This window comes from Ruegeria sp. AB7 (assembly GCF_056542625.1).
The window spans coordinates 1-15,326 of the sequence record NZ_JBQGAC010000006.1; the positions used below are offsets into that span (position 1 = coordinate 1).

The following is a 15,326-nucleotide window of genomic DNA, read 5'->3' on the forward strand; positions in this document are numbered from 1 at the left end:
CTGCGGTCAGCGTGGTCTTGCCGTGGTCAACGTGGCCAATCGTGCCGATGTTGACGTGCGGCTTATTACGCTCAAACTTTTCCTTTGCCATTCCTCAGGCGCCCTTTTTGCAATTTGGGGGACCCTTGGTCCCGTGGTTACATCTGCGCGCGCGAGATATTTGGTTCAGGGGGGAAAATCAAGCACATCCTGAGGGAAATGCATCCATCACGCCGGATTTTGTGTGACAGCTTCGGTTTCAAGCGGCTGGATCAAGCTGGGGCGCTTGTCAAACCAGCCATCATCCTTGTGCTCTTCGGCCAGCCACTCCTCAACCCGGTCGGCAACCTTCAAGGCCAGACCGTTCATCTGTTCTTCTCGGGTGCGCGCATTTCCTGATCCTGTAAGGGCGCTTTCACCGGTGGTATCTTCGAGCACCTGAAACTGCTTGCCTTTAGCAAGGAACTCTTTCTTTTCAACGTCATAGACGTTTACCAGAACGATGGCGGTGCTTTTGGGGTTGTAAATCACAGGAATTCCCGGAGGTGCCAACATGTAGCCCTCGAGACTGATGCCAATGTCGTATTCCTGTGAACCTTCATACCGGCCAAGCCTGATGTCCACTGCATTCTGGATCGCTTTGGTCCATTCATCCGGCGTAGCATCCCGCGAAACCGGTCCCTGAACGGCCTTTTCCGCAAAGGCATAATTCACGCGTAGCTTGAATTCACCCAGCGACTCGGGGTCTTCATAAACCTGCGTTTGGGTGCATGCGCCCATCAGGGCCAACCCGGTGATCAGTGTCAGAATGCGCAGCATGTCTCTCGTCTCGATAGGCCTGTTTTCTTTGGATGTAGCGCACCGATACGGGTTGTGCCAAGCCGTATCGGCAGATTTTCACCAAGCGGACAGCATATCACGAGAACTTGTAATCCCTCGGAAAGCCATAAGGTGCTTTTTTCCCAACACCCGCACGCTTGGCCAACCATTGGGACATATCTGCCTCGTGCCGGGTTTTGTCGCCGCCCATGGACCATTTCAGGCCCTCTTCCCAGTTGAAGGTGGTGATATCGGATAACCCACCATCCAATTCCAGTGTGCCCTGCCGCCCACGCGCCATGTTGTACTTCTGCAAGCGGACACCCTTACCACGGGTCATCTCGGGCAGTTCCTCTGTCGGGAACACTAGGAATTTCCCGTTCTGCGAGACAACAGCAACATGATCGCCCTCAACCGGCTTACAGATCATCGCCGTCTCGTCTCCTTTGACGTTCAGCACCTGTTTGCCATTCCGGGTCTGCGCCAGAACGTCATCTTCCGGCACCATAAAGCCGTTGCCCGCATCCGAGGCCACAAGCAGCTTGCGCCCCGGTTTGTGGATCAGGATGTCGATAATCTGCGCCTCGTTCGGCAGGTCGACCATCAGACGTAGCGGTTCGCCCATGCCACGCCCGCCGGGCAGGTTAGCGGCGCTGACTGTATAGAATCGGCCATTTGACGCAAAGACCAGCAGGCGGTCCGTAGTTTCCGCGTGGAAAATGAAACGTGGGCCGTCACCATCTTTGAACTTCAACTCGCGCTTCAGATCGATATGGCCGGTCATTGCCCTGATCCAACCCATCTGAGAGCAGACGACCGTGATCGGTTCCTTGTCGATCATCGCCTCAAGCGGCACTTCCTCGACCTGACCTGCCTCGGCAAATTGTGTCCGGCGCGCGCCGCCTTCATAGTCTTTGCCGAAGGTCTTCTTGGTCTCTTTGAGTTGCTCGGCGATCTTGGCCCATTGCAGGGCGGGGTCGGCCAGCAGGTCTTCGAGATTGGCGCGTTCCAGCATCAGCTCGTCGCGTTCGCGGACTAGCTCCATCTCCTCCAGACGGCGTAAGCTACGCAGGCGCATGTTGAGGATGGCGTCGACCTGAACTTCGGACAACTCACCCTCACCCGGTTTGGGCGAGATATAGTCGGACTCATCGGTTGCGCGGACGTGATCGATGCCCCAATCTTCGCGCATCAGAGCGGCCTTGGGGTCGTCGTCGTAGCGGATGATATCGATCACCCGGTCGAGGTTCAGGAAGGCGACGATAAAGCCCTCCAATACCTCAAGGCGGTGGTCGATCTTGGCCATGCGGTGACGCGACCGCCTGATCAGCACCTCTTGCCGGTGGTCAAGGAACGCGCGCAGCACTTCCTTCATCGAACAGACCTTAGGCGTCACCCCGTCGATCAGCACGTTCATGTTGAGGCTGAAGCGCACCTCAAGGTCCGAGTTGCGATAGAGCATGCCCATCAGCACCTCGGGGTCCACGTTCTTAGAACGTGGTTCAAGGATCAGGCGGATGTCATCAGCGGATTCGTCGCGGACATCGGCGAGGATCGGGATCTTCTTGGTCTGGATCAGTTCCGCGATCTTTTCGATCAGCTTGGATTTCTGAACCTGATAGGGAATCTCGGTGACGATGATCTGCCACTGGCCACGCCCCAGATCTTCAACCTCGTATTTACAGCGCAGCCGGAAGGATCCACGCCCGGTGCGGTAGGCCTGTGCGATATTTTCGGGCGGCTCGACAATGACGCCGCCGGTCGGAAAATCCGGGCCGGGAACATAATTCAATAGCGTATCGTCACGCGCATCCGGCGTCTTGATCAGATGCAGACAAGCGTCGCACAACTCAGAAATATTATGCGGCGGGATATTAGTCGCCATGCCCACCGCGATGCCGCTTGCGCCATTGGCCAGTAGATTCGGGAACTGTGCGGGCAACACGACCGGTTCGGTCAGTGTGCCGTCATAGTTGTCGCGGAAATCGACAGCGTCTTCGTTCAACCCTTCCAACAGGGCTTCGGCCACGATGGTCATCCGCGCTTCGGTGTATCGAGAGGCCGCCGGATTATCGCCGTCGATATTGCCAAAATTCCCCTGCCCGTCGACCAGTGGATATCGGACGTTGAAGTCCTGTGCCAAGCGCGCCATTGCGTCGTAAATCGCCGCGTCGCCATGCGGGTGATAGTTACCCATCACGTCGCCAGAGATTTTCGCTGACTTACGGAAACCGCCCGTCGCACTGAGTCGCAACTCGCGCATCGCGTAGAGGATTCGCCGGTGAACCGGCTTCAATCCATCGCGCGCATCTGGCAAAGCGCGGTGCATGATGGTGGAAAGCGCGTAGGTCAGGTAGCGCTCGCCAATTGCGCGGCGCAGCGGCTCGGCTACCTCGCCCCCATTGTCAGGGGTCTCCATATTGGGGTCGTCGATCGTATCGTTCATACATGATGTGATACGACGCAAGCGCGCGCGGGTAAAGCAATCGGCGCATATTTTGCTGGGGACAAGTCGGGCTTTTTGCAACAGGGGGAGGCAAGTATAGGATTTCCCCCGCTTTTCGACTCGAAGCTGAATCTATGTTAGGCTTTCGAACATTAAGACTGCTGCCTTTTATTGATGTTACGATTGCCAGGGGGTGCGCCATGAAGCGTGTTATTGTTATCACTTTCGCCATGCTCGGCTGGAGCTTCTATGTGATGAGCGGAGGCCCGGATTTCGAACCGCGCGGCACCCGCACCGAGCAACCGGTTCGCGTTGCCTCTGTGCCAGAACATGAGCCTGCATCCGACCACGCACCTCGGGCTAAAGACGACCACGCACCTCGGGCTGAAGACCTTGTGACCAACGTTGCCGCGCGCATTGTACAGGCGCGCGCTCAGCCCGAGCCACAAGTAGAGGAGGATGCCGCAGTCGTCCTGTCACAAGTCACCAACGATCCGCTGTCTCAGTTCTCTGCATTTGACGAGAACGGCGTCAGCTTTACTCTGGCTTCGCTTGAAGACGGAGCCGCCGGACTGTTGCAGGTCGAGGCCGAGGTGCAGGATGACATCACACCTGTGAATCAAGTCATCGAGCCAGAGAAAGATATCCGCGAAATCTCGGGCACGCGGGTCAATATGCGCGATGGGCCCGGAACGATTTACCCCATCATCGCCAAAGCCAAACTTGGCCAGCGCGTTGAGGTTCTCAGCGATTCCGGCACCGGCTGGCTGCGTTTGCGGTTATACCCTGATCAGCGGGTGGGTTGGATTTCTGCCTCACTGGTTCGGAAACCAACAAACTGACGCAACTGTGTCATTGTCCTGACCTAAAGCTCGCCATAGCTATGGGCGAAGTACACAGGCGGGGGCAATATGCAGAAATCGATTCTGATCACAGGCTGCTCATCCGGGATAGGTCTGGACGCGGCGCACGGGATGCGCGCGCGCGGTTGGCGCGTTTTTGCCTCATGCCGTCAACAGCGTGACTGTGATCGGCTACGGGCACAGGGTTTCGACAGCCCGCTGATCGACTATACCGATTCCGATAGCATTACCTCAGGCCTGCAGCAGGTTTTGGACGCGACCGGTGGCACGCTGGATGCGTTGTTCAACAATGGCGCTCACGGCCTTCCCGGCGCGGTTGAAGATGTCCCAATCGAAGGGCTTCGCCTAATTTTTGAGACCAACGTATTTGGCTGGCACGAACTAACCCGACAAGTGATTCCCGTGATGCGGGCTCAGGGCCATGGGCGCATCGTGCAGAACTCATCAGTGTTGGGACTGGTCGCGTTCCCCTGGCGCGGGGCATACGTCGCCACCAAATACGCCATCGAAGGCCTGACCGACACCTTGCGCCTAGAGCTGCGAGACACCGACATCAAGGTCATCCTGATCGAACCAGGCCCGGTCACCTCGAAGATCCGTGTGAACGCGATCCCTGTCTTCGAACGCTTTATTGACTGGAAAAGCTCAGCCCTGCGACAGAGATACGAGGAAACGCTGCTGAAACGCCTCTACGAATCCTCCGGACCTGACAAGTTCGAACTGCCTGCCTCGGCTGTTACCGCCAAATTGGCGCATGCGGTTGAATCCAAGCGCCCACGTCCGCGATACTATGTGACGACGCCCACCTATATCGCCGGATATCTGCGCCGTATTCTGCCCACCCGGGCCATTGATCGCATCCTCTCGGACATATGAGGCGAAATTACCTGTTCGCTTTTGCCGCTATCAACGCTAGATGACGGCTCAACAACTGAACAAACACGGACGGTGAGCTATGGACCTGACGATGGTCATACTGCTTCTGGCCATGGCGGCGGTCGTCGTCGTGCTGGTGATGGGCATTGCCAATTTTGGAAAACCCGGCAAAGAGGCCGCGCTGAAAAGCAACAAGCTGATGCGCCTGCGTATCCTGTTTCAGTTCATTGCGGTGCTGCTGATCGTACTTTACGTCTATCTGCGTGGGCAGGGAGGGTAAGGCATGGTCGTTCTCAACAAGATTTACACGCGCACCGGCGATGATGGGAAAACCGCTCTGGGCAATGGTGAGCGCGTTGCCAAGTATTCCGGGCGTGTCGCGGCCTATGGCACTGTGGATGAGCTTAATTCCTTTGTCGGCGTGGCACGGACCGAAGCAGACGGAGAAGTCGAAGCCGCCCTGTCCCGTATCCAGAATGACCTGTTTGATCTGGGTGCCGATTTCTGCCGCCCCGACATGGATAAGGATGCCGAGGCCGACTACCCGCCCCTGCGTATCGTTTCCGCTCAGATCGACCGGCTTGAAGCCGAGATCGATGCGATGAATGAAGCGCTCCAGCCCTTGCGCAGTTTCATCCTACCCGGTGGCTCACGTTTGGCCGCGCATCTGCATGTGTGCAGAACAGTTTCGCGCCGGGCCGAGCGGTTGGCGGTTGAGCTGACAAACATGGAACCGGTCAATGAGGTGGCTGTCAAATACCTCAACCGCCTGAGCGATTGGTTCTTTGTCGCCGCGCGCTGTGCCAACAACGGCGGGCACGATGATGTGCTCTGGATTCCCGGTGCAAACCGGTGATCGCGCCTGCCGTCGGGAAACTAAATTTCGTTTCTGGTCCAAAAAATGACAAAACGCGACGTCTCGAAACCATGACGTGACGATTTTGCTCTGTTGCGAGGCATCACGACTCGCTATCTAGGCCAGCGAGAGCATTGGTGGAGTCGCTGCGCGGCTTGCCGTTTTTGTAAGGAGCATACGCAAAAATGAAGGTACTTGTGCCTGTCAAGCGCGTGATTGACTACAACGTGAAAGTTCGTGTGAAAGCGGACGGCAGCGGAGTTGATCTCGCCAATGTAAAAATGTCGATGAACCCCTTCGACGAGATTGCCGTGGAAGAGGCGATCCGCCTGAAAGAGGCGGGCAAGGCCGATGAGGTTGTTGCCGTTTCGATCGGTGTGAAACAGTCGCAGGAAACCCTGCGGACCGCACTGGCCATGGGCGCCGACCGTGCCATTCTGGTTGTCGCGGCAGATGACGTGCATCAGGACATCGAACCGCTTGCCGTTGCCAAGATCCTCGCCAAAGTGGTCGAAGAAGAGCAGCCGGGCATCGTTCTGGCGGGCAAGCAGGCGATCGACAATGACATGAACGCCACCGGTCAGATGCTGTCAGCCCTGCTGGGCTGGAGCCAAGGCACTTTCGCGTCCGAACTGGACATCGAAGGCGACACTGCCAAGATCACCCGTGAGGTGGATGGCGGTTTGCAGACCATCTCCGTCAAGATGCCAACCATCGTGACCGTCGACCTGCGCCTGAACGAGCCGCGCTATGCGTCGCTGCCGAACATCATGAAGGCGAAGAAAAAGCCGCTGGATGAAAAAACCGCCGCCGATTATGGCGTCGACGTCACTCCGCGTCTGGAAGTCGTCAAGACCGAAGAGCCGCCGGCACGTGCTGCTGGTATCATCGTGGGCTCGGTTGATGAGCTGGTCGAGAAACTCAAAGAAGCGGGGGCTGTGTAATGGCTGTTCTTCTTCTCGCAGAGGTTAACAATGGTGAGCTGTCGGTTGACGCCACAGCCAAGACCGTTGCCGCTGTCAAATCGCTGGGTGAAATCACCGTTCTGGCCGCAGGTGGTTCTGCCGCTGCTGCTGGTGAGGCCGCTGCCAAGATCGATGGCGTATCCAAGGTTCTGGTCGCTGAAGACGCCTCGCTGGGTCATCGCCTGGCGGAATCGACCGCAGCCCTGATCGTGGGGCTGGCCGATGGGTACGAGCATATCGTTGCCCCTGCCACCACCGACGCCAAGAACGTGATGCCGCGCGTTGCAGCTCTGCTGGACGTGATGGTGATCTCGGACGCGTCCGGCGTGGTCGATGCCACCACTTTCGAGCGTCCGATCTATGCCGGTAACGCGATCCAGACCGTGAAATCGAACGACGCCAAGAAAGTCGTGACCATCCGGACCGCCAGCTTCGATGCGGCGGGCGAAGGTGGTTCGGCGGCGGTCGAGACCATCTCGGTCGGCGAAAACCCCGGCCTGTCGTCGTGGGTCGAGGACAAGGTTGCTGAAAGCGACCGTCCTGAACTGACTTCGGCTGGTGTTGTTGTTTCGGGTGGCCGTGGTGTTGGCTCGGAAGACGACTTCAAACTGATCGAAGGCCTGGCCGATAAGCTGGGAGCCGCCGTTGGTGCCTCACGCGCCGCAGTTGACTCGGGCTACGCCCCGAACGACTGGCAGGTGGGTCAGACCGGCAAGGTTGTTGCCCCTGACCTTTACGTTGCAGTCGGCATCTCGGGTGCGATCCAGCACCTGGCGGGCATGAAGGACTCCAAGGTCATCGTTGCGATCAACAAGGACGAAGAAGCGCCGATCTTCCAGGTCGCAGACTTCGGTCTGGTCGCAGACCTGTTCCAGGCCGTGCCGGAACTCACCGAAAAACTCGGCTGATTTCAGACAAAGATTTCTCGACGAAAAATCTTAGAAGGCCCGCCACTGGCGGGCCTTTGCTGTTTATACGCCCAGGTCGTTGATCACTTGGGCAAGTGAGCCAGCGATATTGCGATGTGTGGCTGGGCCGATCATATGCTCGGCAATCGGTTGTTGCAGGGTGCCAAACAACATGTCTTCAAGCTCATCGGATACGCCAGACACCTGAACCTGCAAGGACAAAATATCCGTACAATGGGGTCTCAAAGGCTCAATCATCTCGGGGTTGATTGCAAAGCCGACACCCGGTGTCGAATCCAAATCGCTTCTCTCCACTTGCAGATGCAAAAGCAGGACGGGCGGGCCTACTTCTGCAAGAAACTTGCCGAGCTTTTCGATCCAGACATTGCGCAACTCTTGTTCCACAAGTTCAATTCGGGCATCCGAGCGTGCCGACAGGCGGTTCAGCAAGTGCTGTATAAAATGGACATCCGTAAAATCTTCTTCGGGATACAGCGCAACCAGATCGGCATTTGGCGCAACGAAACGGTCATTGCGTCGTGGGTGCACCCGGTAGAATCGGTTCGATAGCCCCAGCATGCCGGGTAACTGCAGGACGCATATATCAGACCGGTTTGCGATCTCCAGTAGCCCTTTGTCCTGCGTCAACGCCTCGGCACCGCAGAACAGGCTGCCCAGATTGAGGCAGCGGCGATCCAGACGACGTTCCAACTCATTGGGAAAGGGGGTTTCTACGAAACGGCCAAAGGTCTCTTCGCCCCCCAAACATGCCACATAGGGGTTGTTCAACGCCCTTTGGGGGCCCCTGAAACGTAGTTTCGAATTTTCATATTCGCACGTCGTTTCCGCGGAATGGACCGCATTGATCGATTGATAGCTCATCACACTCACCCAAATATTCACCCGACCGCCATTTTGCCGCCGCAAGTCTTGAGAAAGTCCTAATGCGCGCATTTGAAGCGAAATTGACTGTCCCCGTCCCCTTGCCGCCCATAGGGAACTGCCGATAATGTCGCCATATTCTGCGAACAAGGGCATCGAACAAATGGACGTAAAATCAGTCGGAGTGATCGGCGCTGGACAGATGGGCAACGGGATTGCTCATGTTATGGCATTGGCAGAGTATGATGTTCTACTGAACGATGTCAGCCAGGACGCGCTAAACAGCGCTATGGCAACCATTGAAACCAACCTGGCGCGTCAAGCGTCACGCGGCAAAATCTCGGATGATGCAGTGAAATCCGCGTTGAGTCGGATCACGACGACGCTGAATCTGCCGGATTTGGGGCAGACCGATCTTGTAATCGAAGCCGCGACCGAGCGGGAAACGGTGAAACAGGCAATCTTTGAAGACCTGTTGCCGCACCTACAGCCACATACGATCCTGACATCGAACACTTCGTCGATCTCAATTACCCGGCTGGCCAGTCGCACCGACCGGCCCGAACGTTTCATGGGATTCCACTTCATGAACCCGGTCCCTGTGATGCAGCTCGTCGAGTTGATCCGGGGCATCGCCACCGATGAAGCAACCTTTAACTCCTGTAAAGCCGTAGTGGACCGGCTTGGCAAAACCTCAGCCAGCGCCGAAGATTTTCCGGCCTTTATCGTGAATCGCATTCTGATGCCCATGATCAATGAGGCGGTTTACACATTGTATGAAGGTGTCGGGAATGTGCAGTCCATTGACCAATCGATGAAACTGGGCGCAAACCACCCTATGGGCCCATTGGAACTGGCGGACTTCATCGGCTTGGATACCTGTCTGGCGATCATGAACGTGCTGCATGACGGGCTGGCAGACACCAAGTATCGCCCCTGCCCGCTATTGACGAAATATGTCGAAGCCGGATGGCTGGGACGCAAAACCGAACGCGGGTTTTATGATTATCGAGGCGAGGTTCCGGTACCCACACGGTAGAATCTGAGAGGGCCAGCCCTCTCTTGAGCCTATGGCTCAATTCACTCCCGAGATATTTTTGGCCAGATGAAGGGGCGGATCAGGGTTTGAGGGTCTTGCCCAGCGCCATGGTGTGATCCCGGAGCCAGGCCATGAAGCCGCGTGGGTCGCGTTCCAGCAGCGCCATGTCTTCATCCGATATCGGATCACCGATCACCGGCGACTGGGGCCTGTTGCAGGATCGGACGATTTCGTGCAGCAGTAGGCCCTGGCGCAGGATGGGCGATATCCGGTTGGCAATTTGATACCAGCGCGAGTTGCTGCCGGGGAAGAAGATCGGCACGACCTTGGCACCCGACCTACGGATCATCTTCGCGGTGAAGACATTCCACTCCCGCTCGATGGCTGGTCCGAACCAATCATCCGAAGACATCACAACACCTGACGGGAATAACGCGACAACACCCCCATCTGCCAGATGCTTCATCGTCTTGCTGCGCATCTCAAGCATCTTGGCCTGCGCTTCAGGATCATGTGGGAACGGCACCGGGATCATGAATGAGGTCGCAGCTTCATCCAACCCGGTCAGGACTGAGCGGGTCAGGATGCGATAGTCACTGCGGACCCGGCCGATGAGTTCAGCGAAGATCATGCCATCAACCATGCCGTGCGGATGGTTCGCGACGACCACTACGGGGCCTTCTTTTGGGATGCGGGCGATCTGTTCGGCTGGGGTTGTCAGCTCGATACCCATGGTCTTGAGCGCACCGCCCCAGAACTTCTGACCTCGATAGCGTTCGTTCTGCTTCTCGAACTTGTTGACCATGCGCAAGATGGTCAGCTTGCCTGTGCACCATTCGATGGCGCGAATGGCCGTAGACGTCCAGGCATCGTCAAACGAGTTGGCGTAGGTCAGGGTTCTGCGGTCGTAGATTTCACCCTGATCGGTGTCGTGATCCACTACAGGACCTGTCTTGGTATCGTGCGTGGTTTCCGCCAATTGCCTTGTCTTTCCGTCCTTGGTGTCGTGGCTGTCAGAACCCTTCGCCGAACTTATCGTTCACCAATGTTTCCAAAGCCTCTGCCAACGCCTCAGCATCCGGGCCGGACGTCTCGACGTCAATAGTGCTTCCGCGCGACGCTGCCAACATCAAAAGGCCCATGATACTGTCGCCCGAGGCAGAAAGCCCGTCTCGTGACACCTCGGCGCGCGCATCAAAGCCTTCGACCACCTCGACCAGCTTGGCAGAAGCGCGGGCGTGAAGGCCCTTTTCATTGATAATTTTCAAACTCTTGGTCGTCATATGAGTCTATCCGGTGTCAATCCAATGTCACATTTTGCGCATTGATGTACTTTCGTCCAGCTTCCAAAGCCAAACGCACGGCCTCGGCCAGTGGCAAGTGGCGACTTTTGGCCAGTTTGATCAGCATGGGAAGGTTGGCCCCGTAAAGGATTCGCCGGTCTTGTGGCGCACATGCGCGCAGGCTCAGATTCGAGGGGCTGCCGCCAAACAGATCGGTCACCACAACGACGCCATCGCCCATATCGACCTCGTCCGCCGCGCGGCAGATTTCAACTTGTTTCGCTTCGCGATCATGGTCGGCTTCTATCGGGATGGCCACCAGTCCGGGTTGCTTTCCAACCACATGCTGCGTGGCCGAAAGATACTCCTGAGCCAACCCACCATGTGCAACAATAACGATCCCGATCACTCCGGCCTCACATTCAACGCGCGTCGTTCCATTTCGCGATGCCTAATTGCCACCTGCTGCCCCCCTTCTGCAAGGGCCTTTGCAACTGCTTCAGCCACCGCGACCGAGCGGTGCTGCCCTCCGGTGCACCCAAATGCAACTGAAAGGTGCGCTTTGCCTTCCTCACGGAAGGCCGGAAGCAGTTCGATCAGCAGGTCGACCACCCGGTCAAAGAAGACGCCATAGTTTGCATCTGATTGAACATAGGCCGCCACATCCGAGTTTCGACCATCCGCATCCCGCAGTTCAGGCCGCCAGTATGGATTGGCCAGAAACCGGCAATCGAACACCATGTCCAGACCGCGCGGCAAGCCCCGCTTGTACGAGAAGGATTCGATCGACACCGCCAGATGCCGCCCGCCCTTTGGGGCGAACCAGCGTTCGACCTCTTCCCGCAGCTGATGCACATTCAACGCGCTGGTGTCGATCAGCGTGTCGGCAAACTCGCGAATTGGGGCCAATAGTTCCTTCTCCTGACAAATGCCGGTTTCCGGGCTGGCATCAGTCGCAACCGGGTGACGGCGGCGGGTTTCCGAGAAGCGACGCAGCAGCACCTCGTCACTGCAATCCAGATAGAGGATTGTCAGGTCGACATTCTCCATCCGGCCCAGTTTAGCGGCAAGTTCGATAAACCCGGTGGTTGAAAAATCGCGATTGCGCGCGTCGATACCCAAAGCCATTGGGCGCGCAGGCTCCGAATTGTCGACGAGGCGAGCCAGCAACCCCATCGGCAGGTTGTCAATCGCCTCGAACCCCAGATCTTCAAGCACATGAATTGCGGTCGATCGCCCTGCACCGGAAGGACCTGTTATCAGAACGACGCGCTGTTGTGCTGTCATGTATTCGGCCATTCCGGGGCTACGCGCCCCATTTTCACAAGTTGAATAAGTCCTGCAGCCAAATTGGGCACGCCAGCCCCCCGAAGCAAGGGAACAGTTTGCTTCAGCACAAGAATTTCAGTGGGTTCAGGCAGCCGCGCAGGCTCGGCTTGGTCCATATCCACAACAAATGCCAATCGGACCGGCCTCGCGGCTTCAGCTCGCAGTAACCCGATGCCGCGCGCTTCAATCAGGCCGCGGATCTGCGGAAGTCCAGCTGCCATCACGTGATCGGCCTGTCCGGTCAATTCGACCCGGTCATCAGCGACAAGCTGCGCCCCAAGCGCCATCATCTGTAGCGCCAAAGAAGATTTGCCCGTACCCGAGGCGCCAATGATCAATACGCCCTTTTCCTGAAGCGCAACACAGGTCCCATGAATGCAGGCCGACCCTTGATCCGCTATCTCAGAAAGTGGGGTGGTGCTCATAACCTAGACGGGAAGCCCGACAACAAACCGCGCACCTAGCGGGTCCGAGGTGATATCGGCTTCGGTCGGACGGATGTTTTCTGCCCAGATCACACCACCATGCGCCTCGACGATTTGTTTCGAAATCGCCAATCCAAGGCCCGAATTGTTGCCGAAATGCTCTTCGGGGCGTTCGGAATAGAAACGCTTGAAGATCTTGGTCAGCGCCTGATCAGGAATGCCGGGACCGGTGTCTTCAACCACCACGAGCACGCGGTTGTCACGACGGCGGACCCAGACCCGGATGGCGTCTTTGTCTTCGCAGAACGAAATCGCATTGGTGATCAGGTTGACAAAGACCTGCGCCAGACGCGCCTCGAGCCCGTTGACCACGATGGGGTCGGAGGGAAGGTCTGTGATATATTCGATGCCTTTCGAACGGGCATCTTCACCCAGAAACTGACTGATATTGCCAAGCAGATTGAGCAGGTCAAAGGGCTGCTCTTCTTCTTTCACCAGTTCCGCGTCCAGCCGCGATGCGTTCGAGATATCGCTGACCAGTCGATCCAATCGCCGCACATCATGCTCAATCACGCCCAATAGCTTTTCGCGCTGATCATCGCGTTTTACCATGCGCATGGTGCCCACGGCGGATTGCAGGCTGGCCAGTGGGTTCTTGATCTCATGCGCGACATCGGCCGCAAATTGTTCGTTCGCGTCAATGCGGTTGTAAAGCGCCGTGACCATCCCGCGCAAAGCCTGGCTCAGGCGGCCGATTTCATCCGGACGCGCACTGAGATCCGGGATGCGGATACGTCCGGGGTTCACTCCGGCTCCGCGGTCCTTGCCCATCTCGGCAGCGGCGGCCAGATCAGCAAGAGGATTGGCAATCGTTGAGGCCAAAACGAGGCTCAGACCGATCGAGACCAGCAGTGCCACCACAAACATCTGCAGGATCCGCTCTTGCTCCTTGCGGGCCAGCGCATCGATCTCGCCTGCCGGGCCCGCCATAGCAACGGCACCCACAGGCGTATCGTCCAATAGGATCGGGGCCACGGCGACAATCACCGTCTTGCCTTTATCGTCGTGCACGGCCTGTACTTGCAATCCGCCGTTCAGCGCCTGCGGGATCATTTCCTGCACCCGTTGCGCCAGCGTCGGAGCCTCGCTTTCGGAAGAACCGCTAAAGACCGCAGACACACCATTCCAAACCGCATTCAATGCGTCGCTGATCAAAGTGCTTCCCGTGGCGCTGTCGGCGTCCTGATGCAAAAGGCTGGGCAATTTGTCGGCCATGGACGCCCCGCGTGTCCAACCGATCAGAGTGCCCGTGCCGTCATAAACAAAAACCTCGCCGCCTTCGGGCAAGCTGAGACCCGCTAGCGTATCACGGACATCCAATGTGCCTGCACCATTGGCAGAGGGTTGACGCAGCTGGGTTTCAAAAACGTTGCTGACAAGTTGCGCATCACCGACCAGGTTCTGCGCGGTCTGTTGAACCCGTTCTTTTCGCGTGTCGTCCAGATACAGCAGCCCTGCCACCAAAATGACAAGGGCAATGAGGTTGAAGGTAATGATCCTGCGCGCCAGAGGCGAATAGCGCATCGAAAACAGGTTTCGCCGCGATCGCTTGGCCTGTAGCTCGGCAGCATCAGGGTCTTGGGGGATGACCCAGTCATCCCCAAGAACGACGTCTGCGTCGTGCACTTGGTTGGCTTGTTCAGTATCGCGCACGAGACCCCTTCGGCTTGATAAAACGGCCGCGCCTATTCTTCGTTGTAACGATACCCGATACCGTACAGCGTTTCTATCGCCGAAAACTCGGGATCGGCGGCGCGCATCTTCTTACGCAGACGCTTGATATGACTGTCAATGGTGCGGTCATCCACGTAGACCTGATCATCATAAGCCACATCCATCAGCTGATCGCGACTTTTGACAAAGCCCGGACGTTGCGCCAAGGCCTGCAGCAGCAGAAACTCGGTAACTGTCAGCGAGACATCATTGCCTTTCCAGCTGACTGCGTGGCGCAGCGGGTCCATCCGCAGCTCGCCCCGCTCCATCACTTTTGTATCGCCCGAGGCCGCGTTGGTCACATCACCATCGACCGCTTCCTGACGGCGCAACAAGGCGCGAATCCGTTCGACCAGCAGCCGCTGAGAGAATGGTTTTTTGACGTAGTCATCTGCACCCATGCGCAGACCCAGAACCTCGTCAATCTCGTCATCTTTGGAGGTCAGAAAAATCACGGGCATCTGGGTTTTCTGCCGCAGCCTTTGCAGCAGATCCATGCCGTCCATCCGCGGCATCTTGATATCCAGTACGGCCATGTCTGGCAGCTTTTTGTTGAAAGCGTCCAGCGCAGCCTGACCATCGTTGTATGTTTCGACCTCAAACCCTTCGGCTTCGAGTGTCATGGACACGGACGTCAGGATATTTCTGTCGTCGTCCACCAGTGCAATCTTTGACATCGGGTTCACCCCTATTCCTGCTCACTCGCGCAATAATACGCTTTTTTGTAAGGCATTGTTGGCGGTTTTGAGCCACCGAATCAACTCGTAACCTCGAATCGTGCCATTCTTGCGGCAGGTATGCGGCAAATTTGCCTTGCTGCGCCCAAATAGCTGCCTTGATTTACGGCAGACAAATCGTGATGGCGCTAAACCTCAACTTGGTT

At 57.1% G+C, this 15,326-nt stretch carries 18 protein-coding genes; 7 read left to right on the plus strand and 11 right to left on the minus strand.

Annotation, left to right across the window (positions count from 1 at the left end; all coding sequences use genetic code 11):
- From ACR0EN_RS15240 to parC, 3 genes are all read right to left on the minus strand, one after another.
- On the minus strand, positions 1-91 hold a 91-nt coding region (locus tag ACR0EN_RS15240), incomplete at its 3' end, for a GTP-binding protein (protein WP_036223564.1).
- Positions 92-207: 116 nt separating this feature from the next.
- Positions 208-798 carry a hypothetical protein gene (locus ACR0EN_RS15245; protein ID WP_170392584.1) on the minus strand — a complete coding sequence of 197 codons (591 nt, stop codon included), beginning with the start codon at positions 796-798 and terminating at the stop codon, positions 208-210.
- 97 nt (positions 799-895) lie between these two features.
- A complete protein-coding gene (gene parC, locus ACR0EN_RS15250) occupies positions 896-3,244 on the minus strand; it encodes a DNA topoisomerase IV subunit A (RefSeq protein WP_170609722.1) in 2,349 nt (782 codons plus the stop codon).
- A 200-nt stretch (positions 3,245-3,444) separates the two neighbouring features.
- On the opposite strand from parC, the gene ACR0EN_RS15255 reads away from it, so the two are divergent.
- From ACR0EN_RS15255 to ACR0EN_RS15280, 6 genes are all read left to right on the plus strand, one after another.
- The gene (locus tag ACR0EN_RS15255) at positions 3,445-4,086 is read left to right on the plus strand and encodes an SH3 domain-containing protein (RefSeq protein ID WP_480454364.1); all 642 of its coding nucleotides are present in this window, start codon (positions 3,445-3,447) and stop codon (positions 4,084-4,086) included.
- Positions 4,087-4,155: 69 nt separating this feature from the next.
- On the plus strand, positions 4,156-4,983 hold the full coding sequence (locus ACR0EN_RS15260) for an SDR family NAD(P)-dependent oxidoreductase (RefSeq protein WP_170609723.1): 828 nt from the start codon (positions 4,156-4,158) through the stop codon (positions 4,981-4,983).
- Positions 4,984-5,062: 79 nt separating this feature from the next.
- On the plus strand, positions 5,063-5,263 hold the full coding sequence (locus tag ACR0EN_RS15265; RefSeq protein WP_170392587.1) for a twin transmembrane helix small protein: 201 nt from the start codon (positions 5,063-5,065) through the stop codon (positions 5,261-5,263).
- Positions 5,264-5,266: 3 nt separating this feature from the next.
- On the plus strand, positions 5,267-5,839 hold the full coding sequence (locus ACR0EN_RS15270) for a cob(I)yrinic acid a,c-diamide adenosyltransferase (protein ID WP_170425243.1): 573 nt from the start codon (positions 5,267-5,269) through the stop codon (positions 5,837-5,839).
- Positions 5,840-6,024: 185 nt separating this feature from the next.
- Positions 6,025-6,783 (plus strand): electron transfer flavoprotein subunit beta/FixA family protein, encoded by a 759-nt coding sequence (locus tag ACR0EN_RS15275; RefSeq protein WP_170392589.1) that lies wholly within the window; start codon positions 6,025-6,027, stop codon positions 6,781-6,783.
- The gene (locus tag ACR0EN_RS15280; RefSeq protein WP_170392590.1) at positions 6,783-7,712 is read left to right on the plus strand and encodes an electron transfer flavoprotein subunit alpha/FixB family protein; all 930 of its coding nucleotides are present in this window, start codon (positions 6,783-6,785) and stop codon (positions 7,710-7,712) included. Before ACR0EN_RS15275 ends, ACR0EN_RS15280 begins: the two co-directional genes overlap by 1 nt.
- 63 nt (positions 7,713-7,775) lie before the next feature.
- On the opposite strand, the gene ACR0EN_RS15285 is transcribed toward ACR0EN_RS15280, so the two are convergent.
- Positions 7,776-8,594 carry a DUF6473 family protein gene (locus ACR0EN_RS15285; protein WP_480587574.1) on the minus strand — a complete coding sequence of 273 codons (819 nt, stop codon included), beginning with the start codon at positions 8,592-8,594 and terminating at the stop codon, positions 7,776-7,778.
- A gap of 163 nt (positions 8,595-8,757) precedes the next feature.
- Here ACR0EN_RS15285 and ACR0EN_RS15290 point away from each other — a divergent pair, with 163 nt between their 5' ends.
- Positions 8,758-9,633: a 3-hydroxybutyryl-CoA dehydrogenase gene (locus ACR0EN_RS15290; RefSeq protein ID WP_170513461.1), complete on the plus strand. Its 876-nt coding sequence runs from the start codon at positions 8,758-8,760 to the stop codon at positions 9,631-9,633.
- Between the two features lie 79 nt (positions 9,634-9,712).
- Here ACR0EN_RS15290 and ACR0EN_RS15295 read toward each other — a convergent pair whose 3' ends face one another.
- From ACR0EN_RS15295 to ACR0EN_RS15325, 7 genes are read right to left on the minus strand one after another with little or no spacing between them, the layout of a single operon-like run.
- A complete protein-coding gene (locus ACR0EN_RS15295; protein ID WP_170625114.1) occupies positions 9,713-10,612 on the minus strand; it encodes a lysophospholipid acyltransferase family protein in 900 nt (299 codons plus the stop codon).
- Between the two features lie 34 nt (positions 10,613-10,646).
- Entirely contained in the window at positions 10,647-10,916 is a 270-nt protein-coding gene (locus tag ACR0EN_RS15300; protein WP_170392593.1) for an HPr family phosphocarrier protein, read from the minus strand.
- 16 nt (positions 10,917-10,932) lie between these two features.
- The gene (locus tag ACR0EN_RS15305) at positions 10,933-11,325 is read right to left on the minus strand and encodes a PTS sugar transporter subunit IIA domain-containing protein (protein ID WP_170625113.1); all 393 of its coding nucleotides are present in this window, start codon (positions 11,323-11,325) and stop codon (positions 10,933-10,935) included.
- The gene (gene rapZ, locus ACR0EN_RS15310; protein WP_480439341.1) at positions 11,322-12,203 is read right to left on the minus strand and encodes an RNase adapter RapZ; all 882 of its coding nucleotides are present in this window, start codon (positions 12,201-12,203) and stop codon (positions 11,322-11,324) included. Before rapZ ends, ACR0EN_RS15305 begins: the two co-directional genes overlap by 4 nt.
- Positions 12,200-12,670, minus strand: a complete 471-nt coding sequence (locus ACR0EN_RS15315; protein ID WP_480587579.1) for an HPr kinase/phosphorylase — start codon at positions 12,668-12,670, stop codon at positions 12,200-12,202. The genes rapZ and ACR0EN_RS15315 overlap by 4 nt, the downstream gene beginning before the upstream one ends.
- A gap of 3 nt (positions 12,671-12,673) precedes the next feature.
- Positions 12,674-14,383: a sensor histidine kinase gene (locus ACR0EN_RS15320; protein ID WP_170392597.1), complete on the minus strand. Its 1,710-nt coding sequence runs from the start codon at positions 14,381-14,383 to the stop codon at positions 12,674-12,676.
- 32 nt (positions 14,384-14,415) lie between these two features.
- Positions 14,416-15,120 carry a response regulator transcription factor gene (locus ACR0EN_RS15325; RefSeq protein WP_170392598.1) on the minus strand — a complete coding sequence of 235 codons (705 nt, stop codon included), beginning with the start codon at positions 15,118-15,120 and terminating at the stop codon, positions 14,416-14,418.
- Between the last annotated feature and the right edge of the window lie 206 nt (positions 15,121-15,326).